General features: G+C 71.5%; 16 protein-coding genes. 9 read left to right on the top strand and 7 right to left on the bottom strand.

Annotated features, from left to right (window positions below; all coding sequences use genetic code 11):
* Window positions 1-41: 41 nt before the first annotated feature.
* On the top strand, window positions 42-752 hold the full coding sequence (locus tag C1J01_RS03725) for a hypothetical protein (RefSeq protein ID WP_146615459.1): 711 nt from the start codon (window positions 42-44) through the stop codon (window positions 750-752).
* Between the two features lie 27 nt (window positions 753-779).
* On the opposite strand, the gene msrB is transcribed toward C1J01_RS03725, so the two are convergent.
* Window positions 780-1,181, bottom strand: a complete 402-nt coding sequence (gene msrB, locus C1J01_RS03720; protein ID WP_111175972.1) for a peptide-methionine (R)-S-oxide reductase MsrB — start codon at window positions 1,179-1,181, stop codon at window positions 780-782.
* 337 nt (window positions 1,182-1,518) lie between these two features.
* Here msrB and ligD point away from each other — a divergent pair, with 337 nt between their 5' ends.
* A complete protein-coding gene (gene ligD, locus C1J01_RS03715; RefSeq protein WP_111175970.1) occupies window positions 1,519-2,520 on the top strand; it encodes a non-homologous end-joining DNA ligase in 1,002 nt (333 codons plus the stop codon).
* A gap of 6 nt (window positions 2,521-2,526) precedes the next feature.
* Here the strand turns inward: ligD and C1J01_RS03710 are convergent, their stop codons facing one another.
* Window positions 2,527-3,339, bottom strand: coding sequence for an MBL fold metallo-hydrolase (locus tag C1J01_RS03710; RefSeq protein WP_111176028.1), 813 nt, complete (start codon window positions 3,337-3,339; stop codon window positions 2,527-2,529).
* A 5-nt stretch (window positions 3,340-3,344) separates the two neighbouring features.
* On the bottom strand, window positions 3,345-3,542 hold the full coding sequence (locus tag C1J01_RS03705) for a hypothetical protein (protein ID WP_111175968.1): 198 nt from the start codon (window positions 3,540-3,542) through the stop codon (window positions 3,345-3,347).
* 1,136 nt (window positions 3,543-4,678) lie between these two features.
* On the opposite strand from C1J01_RS03705, the gene C1J01_RS03700 reads away from it, so the two are divergent.
* The 3 genes from C1J01_RS03700 (at window position 4,679) to C1J01_RS03690 (ending at window position 6,962) form a co-directional block, all read left to right on the top strand.
* On the top strand, window positions 4,679-5,158 hold the full coding sequence (locus C1J01_RS03700; protein WP_111175966.1) for an RNHCP domain-containing protein: 480 nt from the start codon (window positions 4,679-4,681) through the stop codon (window positions 5,156-5,158).
* A 1-nt stretch (window position 5,159) separates the two neighbouring features.
* Window positions 5,160-5,561, top strand: a complete 402-nt coding sequence (locus C1J01_RS03695) for an RNHCP domain-containing protein (RefSeq protein ID WP_111175964.1) — start codon at window positions 5,160-5,162, stop codon at window positions 5,559-5,561.
* Between the two features lie 537 nt (window positions 5,562-6,098).
* Window positions 6,099-6,962, top strand: coding sequence for an alpha/beta fold hydrolase (locus C1J01_RS03690; RefSeq protein ID WP_111175962.1), 864 nt, complete (start codon window positions 6,099-6,101; stop codon window positions 6,960-6,962).
* Here the strand turns inward: C1J01_RS03690 and C1J01_RS03685 are convergent.
* Complete coding sequence (locus C1J01_RS03685; RefSeq protein WP_181448558.1) at window positions 6,928-7,803, bottom strand: tetratricopeptide repeat protein; 876 nt, start codon at window positions 7,801-7,803, stop codon at window positions 6,928-6,930. The genes C1J01_RS03690 and C1J01_RS03685 overlap by 35 nt on opposite strands.
* Before the next feature lie 216 nt (window positions 7,804-8,019).
* On the opposite strand from C1J01_RS03685, the gene C1J01_RS03680 reads away from it, so the two are divergent.
* On the top strand, window positions 8,020-9,099 hold the full coding sequence (locus tag C1J01_RS03680; RefSeq protein WP_111175958.1) for a class I SAM-dependent methyltransferase: 1,080 nt from the start codon (window positions 8,020-8,022) through the stop codon (window positions 9,097-9,099).
* Window positions 9,100-9,131: 32 nt separating this feature from the next.
* Here the strand turns inward: C1J01_RS03680 and C1J01_RS03675 are convergent, their stop codons facing one another.
* Window positions 9,132-10,055 (bottom strand): U32 family peptidase, encoded by a 924-nt coding sequence (locus C1J01_RS03675; protein WP_220039715.1) that lies wholly within the window; start codon window positions 10,053-10,055, stop codon window positions 9,132-9,134.
* Window positions 10,056-10,128: 73 nt separating this feature from the next.
* Here C1J01_RS03675 and C1J01_RS03670 point away from each other — a divergent pair, with 73 nt between their 5' ends.
* Together C1J01_RS03670 and pgeF are read left to right on the top strand one after the other, a co-directional pair.
* On the top strand, window positions 10,129-10,899 hold the full coding sequence (locus C1J01_RS03670) for an enoyl-CoA hydratase/isomerase family protein (RefSeq protein ID WP_111175956.1): 771 nt from the start codon (window positions 10,129-10,131) through the stop codon (window positions 10,897-10,899).
* A 20-nt stretch (window positions 10,900-10,919) separates the two neighbouring features.
* On the top strand, window positions 10,920-11,627 hold the full coding sequence (pgeF, locus tag C1J01_RS03665; RefSeq protein WP_111175954.1) for a peptidoglycan editing factor PgeF: 708 nt from the start codon (window positions 10,920-10,922) through the stop codon (window positions 11,625-11,627).
* 183 nt (window positions 11,628-11,810) lie between these two features.
* On the opposite strand, the gene C1J01_RS03660 is transcribed toward pgeF, so the two are convergent.
* Window positions 11,811-12,965: a serine hydrolase domain-containing protein gene (locus C1J01_RS03660; protein ID WP_111175952.1), complete on the bottom strand. Its 1,155-nt coding sequence runs from the start codon at window positions 12,963-12,965 to the stop codon at window positions 11,811-11,813.
* 182 nt (window positions 12,966-13,147) lie between these two features.
* Here C1J01_RS03660 and C1J01_RS03655 point away from each other — a divergent pair, with 182 nt between their 5' ends.
* On the top strand, window positions 13,148-13,822 hold the full coding sequence (locus tag C1J01_RS03655; protein WP_181448556.1) for a GbsR/MarR family transcriptional regulator: 675 nt from the start codon (window positions 13,148-13,150) through the stop codon (window positions 13,820-13,822).
* A 61-nt stretch (window positions 13,823-13,883) separates the two neighbouring features.
* Here the strand turns inward: C1J01_RS03655 and C1J01_RS03650 are convergent, their stop codons facing one another.
* Entirely contained in the window at window positions 13,884-14,735 is an 852-nt protein-coding gene (locus tag C1J01_RS03650; RefSeq protein ID WP_111175950.1) for a phosphotransferase enzyme family protein, read from the bottom strand.
* Between the last annotated feature and the right edge of the window lie 55 nt (window positions 14,736-14,790).

Here is a 14,790-nt window from a genome sequence, read left to right as displayed (position 1 = left end):
GGGGTCGCCGATCGGCTGGCACGTTCCACGGAGGGGGCGGGGTGACGGACTCCCGGAAGCGCGGACGCCACGCGGCGGGGCGTTCCCGGCACGCGCGGCGCCGCAGGGGGAGAGGTCTTTGGGCGGCGGGTGCGCTGGCCGGCGGGGCGGCGGTGCTGCTCGTGGTCCACGGCACGTCCGGTGGCGACGCCACGCTCGGCGCGTCACCGGCCGCCTCCGGGTCCGCCGCCGGGCCGGACGGTCCTCCCGGGCGCGTGCCCGCTGACGCGCAGGACGGCCGGGGCGGGTCGTCGGGGCCGTCCGGGCGTGCCGGGGCGCGGGAGGAGGACCGGCCGCGCGAGACCGGCAGGCCCGCGTCCCCTTCCGCCTCTTCCGCCTCACCGGGCATGGTGGCCGGTGCGTCCGCCTCACCGGGTTCCGGCGGTGTGTTCTCGGCGCACACCGACCCGCAGGCGGCGGAGTTCTTCCGTACGACGTGGGGGTCGCGCGACAAGGCGCTGAAGCGCCTCAGGGACATCCGCACGGTCGGCGGATATTTGCGGATTTATACGGATTTGCCGGACAGCGCGGACAATTCCACTGCGGCGATCATGTTGTGCGAGCGCGGCCTGCACTATTTGCGCAGCCGCGGCGTGGCCGACCCGGTGGTGTTCGTGCACGCGAAAGCCGGCGGGAACGGCAACCCGGTGCTCGCCAACATCCTCGGCCCCGCCGACCGCACGTGCCGGGTCACCCGTCCCGATCCCGGCTGACCCGGGACCGGGACGTTCGCCCGCGCGTCAGGGCTTGGGTTCGAGGCGCAGCGAGATCGAGTTGATGCAGTAACGATCATCGGTGGGCGTCGGGTAGCCCTCGCCGTGGAAGACGTGCCCGAGATGGGAGTCGCAGCGGGCGCAGCGCACCTCCGTGCGCACCATGCCGAGGCTGCGGTCCTCGATCAGCCGCACCGCGTCGGACTCGGACGGCTCGAAGAAACTCGGCCATCCGCAGTGCGACTCGAACTTCGTGTCCGACCGGAACAACTCCGCGCCGCAGGCACGGCACGAGTAGACGCCCTCGGTCTTGGTGTCGACGTATTCCCCCGTGAACGGGCGCTCGGTGCCGGCTTCCCTGAGGACGTGGTACTCCTCGGGCGACAGCTCGGCCCGCCACTCCGCCTCGCTCTTGACGACCTTCTCCATGCGTCCAGAGTACGAGATGGTGGCAAAAAGAGATCTCCGCAGGGTGAAGCATCCGTTCTGGGGCGAATTCGCGTCTTTGTAGGCAAGGGGGTGTCATCGCCTCCTGCAAGGGGTGAGATCGTCCGCCAAGATCCCGCCGAGCGGCGCAGCCCACGCCCGTGCTGGAGCCGCGGGGATCGTGAGGGGCCGGCCGGGTGGCGCGCCAGCGCCCGGAACGGCGGCGGACGGTCTGGTGGCTCGTCCCGTCGAGCCCCCGGTCCCGCCACCGCGGCGGCTCCGGGACGGGCCCACCCCGCCTACCGCCGGGTTGTCGGACCGGGGGAGTAGGTTCGGGGGCATGGCATCGCCGTACATCGAGCTCGAGGTGGGGGAGCGGACCGTCAAGGTCACCAATCCCGGCAAGGTCTACTTCCCGAAGATCGGCGCGACCAAGCGCGAGCTGGTCGAATACTACGTGAGCGTCGGCGAGGGGGCGCTGCGCGCGCTCAAGGACCGGCCGACCAACATCAAGCGCCATCCCGACGGCGTGCAGACCGAGGCCATCTACCAGAAACGCATGCCGCCGCGGCACCCCGACTGGCTGGAGTCGGTGACCGTGACGTTCCCGAGCGGGCGCACGGCGCAGTCCCTGCGCGTCACCGAGGTCGCCGCCATCGCCTACTGCGCCAACCTCGGCACCATCGACTTCCACCCCTGGCAGGTGCGCGCCGCCGACGTCGAGCACCCCGACGAGCTGCGCGTCGACCTCGACCCGCAGCCGGGCCTGGAGTTCGACGCCGCCCGCCAGGCCGCCTTCCTGACCAGGGAGGTGCTCGGCGAGCTCGGCATGACCGGCTACGTCAAGACGTCCGGCAACCGCGGCGTCCACATCGCCGTGCGCATCGAGCCGCGCTGGGACTTCATCGACGTACGCCACGCCGGCATCGCCCTGGCCAGGGCCGTCGAGGCGCGCGACCCCGCCCTGGTGACCACGGCCTGGTGGAAGGAGGAGCGCGGCGACCGCGTCTTCATCGACTTCAACCAGAACGCCCGCGACCGCACGGTGGCCAGCGCCTACTCCGTCAGGGCCCGGCCGCACGCCCCGGTCTCGGCCCCGCTCACCTGGGACGAGCTGGCCGACGCCGACCCGCGCGACTTCGACATCCGCACGATGCCGGCCCGGTTCGCCGAGGTCGGCGACGTGCACGCGGCCATCGACGACCACGCCCACTCCATCGAGCCGCTCCTGCGGATGTACGCAGAGGACGACCGCGGCGACATGCCGTACCCGCCCAACTATCCGAAGATGCCGGGCGAGCCCAAGCGGGTGCAGCCGAGCAAGGCCAGGTCCGACACCTGACCCCGGTCAGTGCCTGACGAGGCGGTGCGGCGCGAGCTCGCGGGTCTCGCCCCGTTCCAGATAGACGACCCGGTCGGCCAGGCCGGCCTGCTCGATGTGGCGGCGGAAGTCGTCCAGCGGTGAGCTGAAGACCGTGTAGTCGTCGTAGTGGATCGGCACGACCGCGTGCGGGTCCATCAGGTCCACCCACGCGGCGCCCTGCCGGCCGTCCATGGTGACGAGGAGCGAGCCGAGCAGCTTGGTGCCGCCCAGGTGCACGAGCGCCAGGTCGATGTCGGGGAAGCGGCGCGGGATCGAGTCGAGGCGGCGGTCGAGCAGCGTGTCGCCGCTGATCAGCATGCGCAGCTCCACCAGCCCCTCCGGGCCGCAGAACTCCAGCATCGTGCCGATCACCGGCGGCAGCAGCCCCGCCACCGGGCCGGGCGCGTGCTTGGCGGGCAGGGCGGTGATCGTCACCGTGCCGCCGGGGCCGCGCAGCTCGTGCTGCTGCCAGTTCTCCAGCCCCACGCTGCGCTTGAAGCCGCGCCTGCGCAGCTTGCCCGCCGCCGAGGTGGTGGTGATGACGGGTGTGTCCTTGTCCAGGTTCTTGCGCGCCACGCGGTCCCAGTGGTCACCGTGCAGGTGCGAGAGGATCACCGCGTCGATGACTGGCAGGTCCTCGATCTCCACCGCGGGGTCGTGCAGGCGGCGTGAGGTCAGGCCGTAGCCCAGGTGCGCCCGTTGCCCCTGGTGCAGGAAGTTCGGATCCGTCAGCAGCGTGATGCCGCAGTAGCGGATCAGCGTGGTCGCGTTGCCGATGAACTGCAGGCTTCCCTTCACGCTCGTCACCCCGGATGGTTCGGTCGCTGGGCCGGCGGAACGCCTCCGCCTTTGCCTCCGCCCTTGCCGCCCTTGTCCGTGCCGTGCGGGTGGGCGGCGGCGCGCTTGGCGGCTCCCTTGGTCTCGCGGGCGGCGTCCGCGGACTTGGAGACGCTGCTGGCCTTGCCGGACCTGCGAAGCTCTGGCTGTTGCGGATTGCTCATTCCCTTTTGTCCCCCTTTGTCGCGATATCTCCTGCCACAACGCGCTATAGCCAAACCCGCCGGACCGGCCGGAAAACCAGTGGCGGGACGCCTGTGGGCGTCGTTACGCTCGCTGACGTCCCATCGGTGGAGTATCCGGGCCGTTCGCGCCCGAAGAAGGGGTGTATTGATGCCCGGCCCCGCGCCCAGCGCGCCTCGCCACACCACCAACGGCCCACGCCGCGACCCCAGCACCGCCTGACCGACCCCGCGCACCCGTGCCGTCGGACCCGAACCATCCGACCCTGCAGTCGGACCGGAACCGTCGGACCAGCGCCGTTCGGCCTGTGCCGTCGGACGGGGATCGTCAGATCGTGCCGTCGGTCGGGAACCATCCGGCCGTGCCGTCGGACGGGGACCGGGACTGTCCGAACCGTTCATGGACGGGGACTGACCGACCCGATGATCGTGCGGCGTCATGCGGTCGGCGCGGCACTGGCCTCGTGCGGCTGACGGAATGCCCGTCGGCGCTGCCGGCTGGTCTGCCTCGTCGGCGGTGTTCGACCTGCGGCATCCGCCTGTGACAACGCAGTACTGTCGGATTGGCGCGTCGGATCCGCGATGCTCGGCTGCGTCGCCGGATCGGTGCCGTCTGATGCACGCTGTCAGGCCGGCGTCGTTCAGGCCGGCGCCGTCGGGCCTGCCACGTCGGGTTCGCCGCGTTGCGACCGATGGGATGCAGCGCCGTCCCGTCGGCGGTGTGCGATTTGCGGCGTCTGGTTGTGCGTTCGGTCGGTGTGCTTCGGCCCGTGCGGCTGATCGCGTCGCCTGGCGACATCGTCCCGTCGGTGACGTCTGACCTGCGGTGTCTCTGGCTGGAACGTCCGGTCGGTGCGGTTCGGCATCAGTGCGGCCGGTTGTGCTGCCTGGTCGGTTACGTGCGACCGGGGGCGTTCGGTTGCGACGTCCGGTTGGTGCGGTCCGATGTGTGACGTCGGCTGCGGCGGCGGATCGGTCCGTTTGATGCGGGCCGTTCCAGGCCGTCGGGCTGACGTCGGCCGGATCGATGCGGCCAGGGGGACGCCGTCTGAGCGGCGACACCCTAGCCACCGGCACCGGCTCCGTCAGGCAGACGCCGTCGATCTGCGGCGTCAGAGATGCGATGTCCGGCCGACCGACCGGGTGGATGCTCTGCCGTACTGGACGCACGCGCCGTTGCGAGGCTCGTTCGGGCGCTTCCTTGCTGCTTCGAGAACGATCACTTTCGGCAAGGAGTACCGAGGTTGTCTGCCAAACCCATCATCACCGAGACCTTCACGTGCGTACGTTGCGGTCTTACGGTCGGTGCGAGTGCACCGGACGGCTCTCGTCGCAATCACTGCCCGAGTTGCCTGCACTCGCGGCACGTCGTGGACCGCGTGGAGGGCGGCCCCTCCGAGTGCGGGGCGCGGATGACGCCCATCTCGATCGCGGTCCTGCGTACCGGCGACTGGATGGTCATCCATCGCTGCGTCCGGTGCGGCGAGCTGACGTCGAACCCCGTCTGCGGGGACGACAACCGGCTCATCCTCATCCGCATGGCCGTCCGGCCGCTGGCACAGCCGCCGTTCCCGCTTGAGACGTTCGGGGACCTGTGACATGCCTCGACGCAACCCGAGCCGGGTACGGCCGCAGCGGCGCAAGAGGGAGCACCACGGAGAGGCCGGCGACGCGTTCCGCTGCGTCGGCTGCCGTCTGGACGTGCCGATGATCGCGCCGGGCACCGCACACCGCAACCACTGCCCGCACTGCCTGACGAGCCTGCACGTCGACCACCGGATCCCCGGGGATCGGCGGGCGGCCTGCCGGGGCCGGATGACGGCGCTGAGCGTCACCGTCCGGCCGGACGGGGAGTGGCTGATCATCCATCACTGCCAGTCGTGCGGAGGGCTCAGCGCCAACCGCATCGCGGGCGACGACAACGCGCTGGCGCTGCTCCGCATCGCCGTTCGCCCGCTGTCGGACACCCGCCTCCCGGTCAGCGCCCTGCTGTCCCTGTGACAGGCACCTGCCGCCCTGACCGGACCCCGGGGGAGGCCCAAGGAAGGCACCGCCTGATGCGGGGTAGCGGCCCCGGGGGTGGCCTGATGGCGGGGCAGCGGGCCCCGGGTGTCCTTTCATGGCGTGGAAGAGCTCCGGGCGTCGTGGACGTCTCCCTGGGGTACGCGGGTCCGATGCGTCTGCGGGTGGCAGGCGGTCGCGGGCTGTCGGGCAACATCGACGTCAAAACGTCGTAGAACGCGTGCGTGGCGCTAATGTGCGCCTCTTCCCTCGCTTGTGGTCGAGGGGGCCGCCGTTCGCCTGCCTGCGGAAAGGGGCCGATACGCGGGGGGTCGTGCTCGGTCGGGCGGTCGCCGCCGGACCCGGACGGTGACCGCTTCCGCGCCGACCTCACCGTGGTGGTCCACGCCCACCTCAACGCATCCGGTTGCCGGTTCGCGACCTCTTGGGGTTCGCGTGGACGGGCGGAAGCGCTGGGCGCCGGATTTTGTCGGGGGCGTGCTTTAGGGTCGCCGGGGACGGCGAGGGGAGGTCCCGGTGCGGGAGTTCGACGTGGCGCTCGGGGGCGGGCGCAGAGTGCGGGTCTACGATGCCGCGCCTGAGGATGAGGGACTGTTGGCGGTGCTCTGGCACCACGGGACGCCGAACGTCGGGGCGCCGCCGGAGCCGCTGATGGACGAGGCGAGGCGGCTGGGGCTGCGCTGGGTGGCGTACGACCGGCCTGGTTACGGTGGTTCGACGCCGTGGCCGGGGCGGGGGCTGGCATCGGCGGCCGTTCTGGGGGAGCGGGTCGCCGACGCGCTGGGGATCGGGCGTTTCGCCGTCATGGGGCATTCAGGCGGTGGAGCGCACGCCCTGGCCTGTGCGGCGCTGCTGGGTGAGCGGGTGACGGCCGCGGTCAGCGTGTCCGCGCCGGCGCCGTACGGGGCCGAGGGCCTCGACTGGTTCGCGGGCATGTACGCCTCCGGCGCGGCCGGGCTCCGCGCCGCCCTGCGGGGACGGGCCGAGCTGGAGCGCCACCAGGCGTCGGCCGGGTACGACCCGGAGATGTTCACCCCCGAGGACCACGCCGCGCTGGAAGAAGACTGGTCCTGGTTCGGCGAGGTCGTCGCAGCCGCGCTGGCCGGCGGCTCCGGCGGGCAGATCGACGACGACCTGGCCTATGTCGCCCCGTGGGGCTGCGACCCCGCCGAGGTGACCGCCCCGGCGCTGATCCTGCACGGTGACCAGGACCGGGTCATCCCGAGCGCGCACGGCAGGTGGCTGGCCGGCCGCTGCCCGTCGGCCGAGCTGCGCCTGCTGCCCGGCGACGGCCACATCACCGCCATGCGCGCGGCCCCGGCGGCCCTCCAGTGGCTGGCCCGGATCAGTCGCCGAACTGCAGGTGGAGAGCCCGGGTGAAGTCGGAGACGGCCTCCTCGTGCCGGTCGAGCTCCTGCAGGATCTCGCCGCGCACCCGGTAGGCCCAGATGTAGTCAGGGTCGAGCTCGATCGCCTTGTCCAGGTCCGCCAGCGCGGCTTCGTTGTCACCCAGCTCGCTCAGCACCGCGCCCCGGCTGCCGAGCGCGCGGTCGTTGCCCGGGTCGAGCTCCAGGGCCCGGTTCAGGTCCGTCAGCGCCTCCTCGTAGCGGTCGAGCATGCGCAGCGCCTCGCCCCGCCTGCTCAGCGCCCGCACGTGCTCCGGCTCGGCCTCCAGCGCCCTGGCGTAGTCGTCGACGGCCTCGGGGTAGAGCTGCATCCGCTGGTAGAGGTCGCCGCGGGCCACCCACGAGTACGCGAGGCTCTCGTCCAAGGCGATGATCTTGGTGTGCGTCTCCAGGGCCTCGTCCAGCCGGTCGAGATCGGCCAGCGCGTCGGCCTTGGCCTCCAGGATCCACAGCGAGTCGGGCGAGAGGGTGAGCGCGTGTTCGAAGTCGTCCATGGCCTCCTCCAGCCGGCCCATGGCCGCGTACGTCTGCCCGCGCGAGCCCAGGGCGTACGCGCTGTCCGGCTCCAGCTTCAGGGCCTCGTCGAAGTCCTCTAACGCGGCGTCGTACCGCTCGGTGACGCGGTGGCTCTCGCCGCGCAGCCGCCAGGCGCGGGCGTTCTCCGGCACCAGCGCGATCGACTCGGTCAGGTCCGCGATGGCCGCGTCGTGCCGGCCCAGCGCGATGTACGACTCGGCGCGGCTGCGCAGCACGGAGGCGCGGGAGTGGGCGGCCTCCTCGGACAGCTCGGGACGGTCCGTGATCCACTCGCTCATGACCGGTAAATCTATCCGACTGTACGGGGGACAAGAGCCACCTTTCGGCCAGGCGTTCACGGCTGGAACAGACGCCCGAAACCAAGCATATGCTTGCTCAAGTATCTCGCCTACAGTCGGACAGACGGCGCGTACCACAAACATCGCGTAAAGCGCACGAACGGTGACGCTTAGTCGCAATAGTGCAGGGGCACAACCGGTCGCAGGGTGGTGGCGATGGCATACAGATGGCTCGGCAGACTGGCGTACGGCTCCCGTTACGACCGCGTCCCGTGGGGACAGCGGGTGTACGTGCGCCCGGGTGAGCGGCTCGTCCGTGAGGCGCAGTGGCAGTGGCTGATCAGGCGGGCGCCGGTGATGACGCTGGAGGAGTACCGGAAGCTGCGGACGCTCGGCGAGATCGAGGAGTTCCTGAGCTGCATGATGTGCGGGGAGTCCCGCCAGCAGCCGCTCTTCGTCCCGACCGGCGGCACGGGCAAGGGCTGGCGCTACCACGTCGTCCGCTGCCCCTCCTGCGGCTTCCTCTACCGCAACCCGAACGTGCGGCCGGAACGCCTCGGCGACCTGTACGCCTCCGGCTACAGCAACTTCCTGAGCGGCAAGTACGCCGCCAACCGCCAGCGCCGCTACGACCTGACGATGAAGGCGTTCTCGCCGGTCTTCGACGAGGGCAAGGAACGCCGGCTGCTCGACTTCGGCTCCGGCGTCGGGCTGTTCCTGGAGCTGGCCGAGCAGCGCGGCTTCGACGCCTACGGTGTCGACCTGTCGCCCGAGTCGGTCGAGCAGGCCAACCAGCGGCTCAGCCGGGCGCGTACCTACTTCGGCGCGCCCGAGGACGTGCCCGAGATCGCCGCCGGCCGCTTCGACCTGATCACGTTGTGGTCGGTGCTCGCGCACCTGCCCCGGCCGCTGGAGGACTTCACGAAGTTCAGGAGCCTGCTCGCGCCCGGCGGCGTGTTGCTCATCCTCACCGTGAACGCCCAGTCGCTGCTGCTGAAGGCGTACGGGTCGAAGTGGAGCGGGTTCACCAAGAACCACCTGATGTTCTACTCCTCGAAGACCGTGCGCACGCTGCTGGCCCGTACCGGCTTCGCGGGTGTCGCCTTCGCCCACCACTACGGCGACACGATCGAGGCCGGCACCACCGCGCTGCGCCCCGACCTGACCAAGCGGCTGCGCCGCAACGTCGCCCGCAGCGACGGCGGCAACATGATGCGCGTGCTCGCCTTCGCCGACGAGGAGGCGATCGGGCGCTGGGGCGGCGGGCCGCTCACGATCCACCGCCTGCACGCCTGAAGAAGCCGGAACGCCTGGAGAAACCGGGACGTCTAGATCTCGGGGACCCCGGTGTCCGACGCCGGGGACGGCTTGCCCAGCTCCGGGTCGAGCTGCTCGATCAGACGCTGCGCCAGCGCCGCCCTGCGCACCCGCTCGCGGCCGAGCTCCTGCGGCACCACGCCGAGGTGGCCGCCGGAGGGGTAGATGTTGGGCGCGTTGCGCAGGCCCATCTTCAGATAGACGGGTGCGGCGGCCCGGACGATCTCCACCGCCTCGTAGAAGCGCACGAACCCGCCCTGGTCGTCGGGCACCTCCAGATAGAGGTCGATCGGCAGCCCGGTCGCGGCCCGGATCTCCGCAAGGTGCGGGATCGTCAGGTCGGTGCCCACGTTCACGGTGGTCGCGCCGAGCCGTTCGTAGATCGCGGCCGTCGGGCCGTTCGTCAGCGGCAGCAGCACCGACGTCTTCAGCACCAGACCGGCCGGGAGTGTGCCGTCCTCCTTGAGCGTGCGCAGCACCTCCAGCGTGCCGAGGTCGCCGACGAGCAGGCTGCGGATGCCGAGCGAGCAGGCCCGCAGCGCGTCGGCCACGCACGCCGCGACCATCGCGTTGCCCCGCGCCGCCGCGCCCACGGCCTGGGTGAGCTTGGCCTGGCCGCCGGTGTCCCAGGCCGCGCGCGGCCCCAGGAACAGGTTGACCTCGATGCCGCGCTCGGCCCCGATCCGCGCCATGCGCCGGATCTCGTCGTCGGTCAGCATCATCACGCCGCTGCCCTGAGAGGTACGGGCGACCGGCACCCCGAGCCGGTCCGCCTCCGTCACCACGGCCTCCAGCACGGCGGGCCCCTCGACGCTGGGGATCTCGAACCGGTACGGCGCCCCGTCGGCGAAACGGGCGCCGGACTCGGCGGCGGCCCGGACCACCGGGTGGCCGAGGCGCTCCATCAGGGCGTTCAGGTCGGCAAGGCTCGTCATCGGGTCCCTCCTCGTCGTCTCATGTGATCCACGCTAGGCCGGAACGGGCAGCATGGAAGGGGAAGGAGATCATGTGAGCGACTTACTCGTGACCGCCGACGGCCCGGTGCTGCGGGTCGTGTTCAACCGGCCCGACCGCCACAACGCCCTGACCTGGGCCATGTGGGACGGCCTGTACGACGCCTGCGAACGCGCCGACGCCGACCCCGGCATCAGGCTGCTCGTCCTGTCGGGCGCGGGGGAGCGGGCGTTCGTGTCCGGCACCGACATCTCCCAGTTCGCCGCGTTCACCGACGGCGCCGACGGCGTCGCCTACGAACGCCGCATCCAGCGCGTCGTCGACCGGCTCGAACGTGTCAGGGTGCCCACCCTGGCCGTCGTCCAGGGCTACTGCGTCGGCGCGGGCCTGATCCTGGCGGCCGCGTGCGACCTGCGGCTGGCCGTGCCGGAGGCCAGGTTCGGGGCGCCGATCGCGCGGACGCTCGGCAACTGCCTGTCGATGAACACCTACTCCCTGCTCGTCCACCACCTCGGCCCCGCGCGGACGCTCGACATGCTGCTGCGCGCCCGCCTCTACACCGGGGAGGAGGCCCACGCGGCCGGGTTCGCCGCCGAGCTGTGCGAGCCAGGCGACCTGCCCGCCGTCCAGGCCGAGATGGAGGAACGGCTGCTGTCGCACGCGCCGCTGTCGATGTGGGCGGCCAAGGAGGCCGTCAGGCGGCTGCGGGTGGCCGGCCTGCCGGACGGCGACGACATCGTGGCCGAGGTCTTCGGCAGCGCCGACTTCCACGCCGCCGTGCCCGCGTTCCTGGCCAAGGAGAGCGTCAGCTGGCAGGGCCGCTGAGGTGTCCTAGGATCGGAGCCATGCAGCTGGCCCCCGGCGTCCGCGTCGCCGTCACCGATCGTCACGGAGGGGTCAGCGCCCCTCCGTACGGCTCCCGCAACCTCGGCGGCGCGGTCGGGGACGACCCCGCCGCCGTGCGCGCCAACCGCGCCGGCGTGGCCGCCGAGCTGGGGGTGCGGGCCGTGGTGTTCATGCGCCAGGTCCACAGCGCGGAGGTCGCGTACGTGAGCGAGCCGTTCGGCGACGACCCGCCCCCGCTCGACGGCGTGTTCACCACCGAGCCGAAGCTGGCCCTCGCCTCGCTCGGCGCCGACTGCCCCGCCGTGCTGGTGGCCGACCCGGTGGCCCGCATGGTCGGCGCCGCCCACTCCGGCCGCCCCGGCACGGAGGCGGGCATCGCGACGGCGCTGGTGGAGGCCATGGCGGCCAAGGGCGCCCAGCCGGAGCGCATGGTCGCGCTGATCGGGCCGGGCGCGTGCGGCCGTTGTTACGAGGTGCCCGCCGACCTGCGCGAGCGGGTGGCCGGGAGGGTGCCGCAGACGTGGTCGACCACGTCGTGGGGCACGCCCGCGCTCGACCTGCGGGCCGGCATCGAGGCGCAGCTGCGCGCGGCGGGGCTGGCCGAGGTGCGCCATGACGCACGCTGCACGATCGAGTCGCAGGAGCTCTACTCCCACCGCCGCGAACAACCCGGCGGACGCTTCGCGGGGCTCATCTGGCTCGACTAGCCGGTCGATGAACGGTTGACCGGCCGGCCGGTACCGGGTCGCCGCGGTCAGTACCGGAAAGACCTGCGCCGATCGGCCACGCGCGGGCCTTCGTGGAGAGGCCGGGCGTTCAGCTTCCGGGCCCCATCGTCGATGACGGGGTGCACCACCGCGATGGGCCCGTTCCGCGGTGCCGGGTTCCGTCTACCGAGTCGGCGTGGTCCCGGCGTGCCCGCCGCAGAACACCGCCTTCACGAGCTTCTCCAGCGCCTTCGGGAACACCTGCAGCACGTCGATCGCGGCGTCCCCGGTGGTCAGCGAGGCGGTCAGGGTCTTGCCGCCGTCGGGCGTGCCGTACATCAGCGCCCCGTACCCCAGGGTGCTGCCGTTGTGGTGGAAGACGGTGCCGCCGCAGTCGGGGCCCAGGTCCTGCACGAACAGCCCGAGGCCGTAGCCGAGCCTCCCGTGCGGCTCGCGCATCTCGGCCAGCAGCGGGGCCGGCAGGAGCTCGCCGCCCATCAGGGCTGAGACGAACGTGTGGAGATCCCGGGTGGTCGAGATCAGGTCACCGGTGCCGGGCAGCAGGGAGGGGTTCTGGCGGGTGACGTCGACCACCTTCCACTGGCCGGCGTCCTCGTACCGGTAGTAGCCGTGGGCGTGCGGCCCGGGGATCTCCGTCTGGGCGCCCGGCACCACGGTGCCCGACAGTCCGAGCGGGTCCAGGATCCGGCGCCGCATCTCCTCGGCGTACGAGCGGCCGGTGACCTTCTCGACCAGCAGCAGGGCCAGCGTGTAGTTGGTGTTGGAGTAGCTCTGGTCCGTCCCCGGCTCGAACCGCGCCGGCTTGGACAGCGCCAGCCGTACGAGCTCCTCCGGCCGGTAGGTGCGGAACCGGTTGTCCACCCACTCCTGCCCCACCGAGGGGACCCCCGGCACGAACGTCCCGTCGGGGTCGAGCTCGCCGGTGTGGTTGAACACCCCGCTGGTGTGCCGGAGCAGCATCCGCACCGTGATCCGCCGGTCCAGCCCGAACTCGGGCAGGTGGTCGTCCACCGGAGTGTCCAGCCCGATCCTGCCCTCGGCCACCAGCTGCAGCACCAGGGTCGCGGTGAAGGTCTTGGTGCTGCTGCCGATCCGGAACCGCCCGTCCGCCGGCGGCTCGGCGTCCTCGCCCAGCTCGCGCACCCCGACGCTGCCGGCCCACTCGCCCCGCTCGTCGTGCACGCGCAGCTGCATCCCGGCGAAACCGGCATCGACGAACTCCTGGAGGGCCTTCCGCAGCTCCGGGCGATCCTGCCCGGCCGCGGGCCCGCCGTCCGTGTTGATCTCGTTCTCGACGGTGTGGAGAGATTCAGCCATGACCATCCTTGTTTCACGATAGTACGTGTTTTTTGCTGCTCGAAAGCTACGTTGCGTTCAGGCTCGCGTCAATCGAAAGAAACGCGTTTGCGCAGCTAGAAAGCGATAAATTGGCGCAATGACACTGCGCCCGAAAGCAACACCCTGTTGCAATGAATGGCCGCTAAGGCAACACTGAAGGCATGCCAGGAGGACGACTGACCCAGCAGGACCGCCGGCGCATCGCGGCCGGACTCGCCGACGGACTCTCCTACCGCGAGATCGCCAGACGGCTCGACCGGCCGACCTCGACGATCACCCGGGAGATCGCCCGCAACGGCGGCCCCGCCGGCTACCGGCCCCAGCAGGCGCACGAGGCGACGATCCAGCGGGCCCGGCGCGGCACACCGGCGCCCCCGCAGGCGGCCGCACCGCCGGTCGCCACGATGGAACAGGAGCTCATCGAGATGGCAGTCAGAGCGGGGATGCCGAGGACGGCCGCGCGCGTGCACCACGACCTGATGCTGGCCCCGGACGGCAGACGCACCGCCGGCGAGCTGCGCCGCAGGCTCAACGTCAGCCCGGCCTCCGTCTCCGTGGCGGTGAACTACCTGGTCCAGCACGGGTATGCCCGGCGCGAGCGCGATTCGCGGCGCCGTCGCGACATCTACGTGATCGACAACGACGCCTGGTACCGCTCCGTCCTGATCAGCAGGCGGCAGACCCTCGAGACGGTGCGGGCGACGATGGCGGCGGCCGAGAGCTTCGGGCTCGACAGCCCCGTCGGGCAACGGCTGGCCAAGACGGCGTCGTTCCTGGAACGCGTCAGCCTCGACATGATCGAGTCGGCCGACCGCTGGCGCCCCCTGCTGACGTGACGGGGCTCGACCCCGCGGGCCCACGCTGCGGCCGGGAAAGGATCACGGCGATCCGGGCGGATCAGCCGTGGACGTCCAGCCCTTCCTGATCGAGCGACGCCCGAAGCCGGGTGAGCCACTCCACGCCCAGCCGGCGCCCGTCGGGGAGCTGGTCGCCTCGATCCCAGCGCCACGTCGTGATCACCGCCAGCACGAGCATCCGGCACTGGCGCAGCAACTGCTGGTCGACGCCCGGATAGTGCTCGCCGACCTCGTCGGGCGCGTGGGCGAGGTCGAACTCGACCGGCCCCCGGCAGCATGTCTCGAGGTCGATGAAGAGCAGCCCGTTCTTCGTGGTGAGCAGGTTGCCCGGGTGCGGCTCGCCGTGCAGGAGTTGTTCGGGCCCACCATGCTCGCCGATCAGTCGCCTCAGCGTGCGCAGCGCGCCGACGAGCAGCTCCCGGTCGTCGTCGGCGAGCTCCGGAGTACGGTCGCGGTCCGTCGCGAGCCGCAGAGCGTGCTCGACGCGATCCATGAAGTGCGGGGTCGCGACATCGAGCTTGCGCATGCCGGCATGCAACCGATCGAGGGCCTCGGCGTAGTCGGCCGGTGAGATTTCCCGGCGTGACCCCGGCTCGTAGTAGGTCCACAGCGTGACCACGAAACCGTCGCGCTCGTGGACCCGTGGCTCCACTCGAGGGTCGAGGGCGGCCACCGGGCACCCGGACTCGGCGAGCCGCTGAGCGAGCTCGACCTCGAAATCCGCGACCTGATGGGCCGCAGGGGCCACCCGGGCCAGCACGTCACAGGGCAGCAGGCGCAGCGTGAGCTTGTTCGAGTCGTGCAGGACGATCGCGTCGTCGGCGGTCAGGCCGAGTGAGGAGGCGATCGACAGGGCCGCGGCCACCGCACGCTGGGTCTCTGACGCCTCCATCGTCGCCTGGCCTCTTTCTAGAACGCGGGCCCGCCGGACTTCCCGCTCAGGTGGT

The sequence above is a fragment of the Nonomuraea aridisoli genome (genome assembly GCF_003236395.1).
GTDB lineage: Bacteria > Actinomycetota > Actinomycetes > Streptosporangiales > Streptosporangiaceae > Nonomuraea > Nonomuraea aridisoli.
The sequence above is the reverse complement of the archived record's forward strand: the minus strand, read 5'-3'. Positions and strand labels throughout refer to the sequence as shown.

Coding starts and splice junctions, on each gene's coding strand:
- C1J01_RS03675 (WP_220039715.1), bottom strand. CDS start 10,055: ATGACGAGCCTTGCCGACCTGAACGCCCTGATGGAGCGCCTCGGCCAC.
- ligD (WP_111175970.1), top strand. CDS start 1,519: ATGGCATCGCCGTACATCGAGCTCGAGGTGGGGGAGCGGACCGTCAAG.
- C1J01_RS03685 (WP_181448558.1), bottom strand. CDS start 7,803: ATGAGCGAGTGGATCACGGACCGTCCCGAGCTGTCCGAGGAGGCCGCC.
- C1J01_RS03700 (WP_111175966.1), top strand. CDS start 4,679: ATGCGATGTCCGGCCGACCGACCGGGTGGATGCTCTGCCGTACTGGAC.
- C1J01_RS03680 (WP_111175958.1), top strand. CDS start 8,020: ATGGCATACAGATGGCTCGGCAGACTGGCGTACGGCTCCCGTTACGAC.
- C1J01_RS03660 (WP_111175952.1), bottom strand. CDS start 12,965: ATGGCTGAATCTCTCCACACCGTCGAGAACGAGATCAACACGGACGGC.
- C1J01_RS03695 (WP_111175964.1), top strand. CDS start 5,160: ATGCCTCGACGCAACCCGAGCCGGGTACGGCCGCAGCGGCGCAAGAGG.
- C1J01_RS03655 (WP_181448556.1), top strand. CDS start 13,148: ATGCCAGGAGGACGACTGACCCAGCAGGACCGCCGGCGCATCGCGGCC.
- C1J01_RS03650 (WP_111175950.1), bottom strand. CDS start 14,735: ATGGAGGCGTCAGAGACCCAGCGTGCGGTGGCCGCGGCCCTGTCGATC.
- pgeF (WP_111175954.1), top strand. CDS start 10,920: ATGCAGCTGGCCCCCGGCGTCCGCGTCGCCGTCACCGATCGTCACGGA.
- msrB (WP_111175972.1), bottom strand. CDS start 1,181: ATGGAGAAGGTCGTCAAGAGCGAGGCGGAGTGGCGGGCCGAGCTGTCG.
- C1J01_RS03705 (WP_111175968.1), bottom strand. CDS start 3,542: ATGAGCAATCCGCAACAGCCAGAGCTTCGCAGGTCCGGCAAGGCCAGC.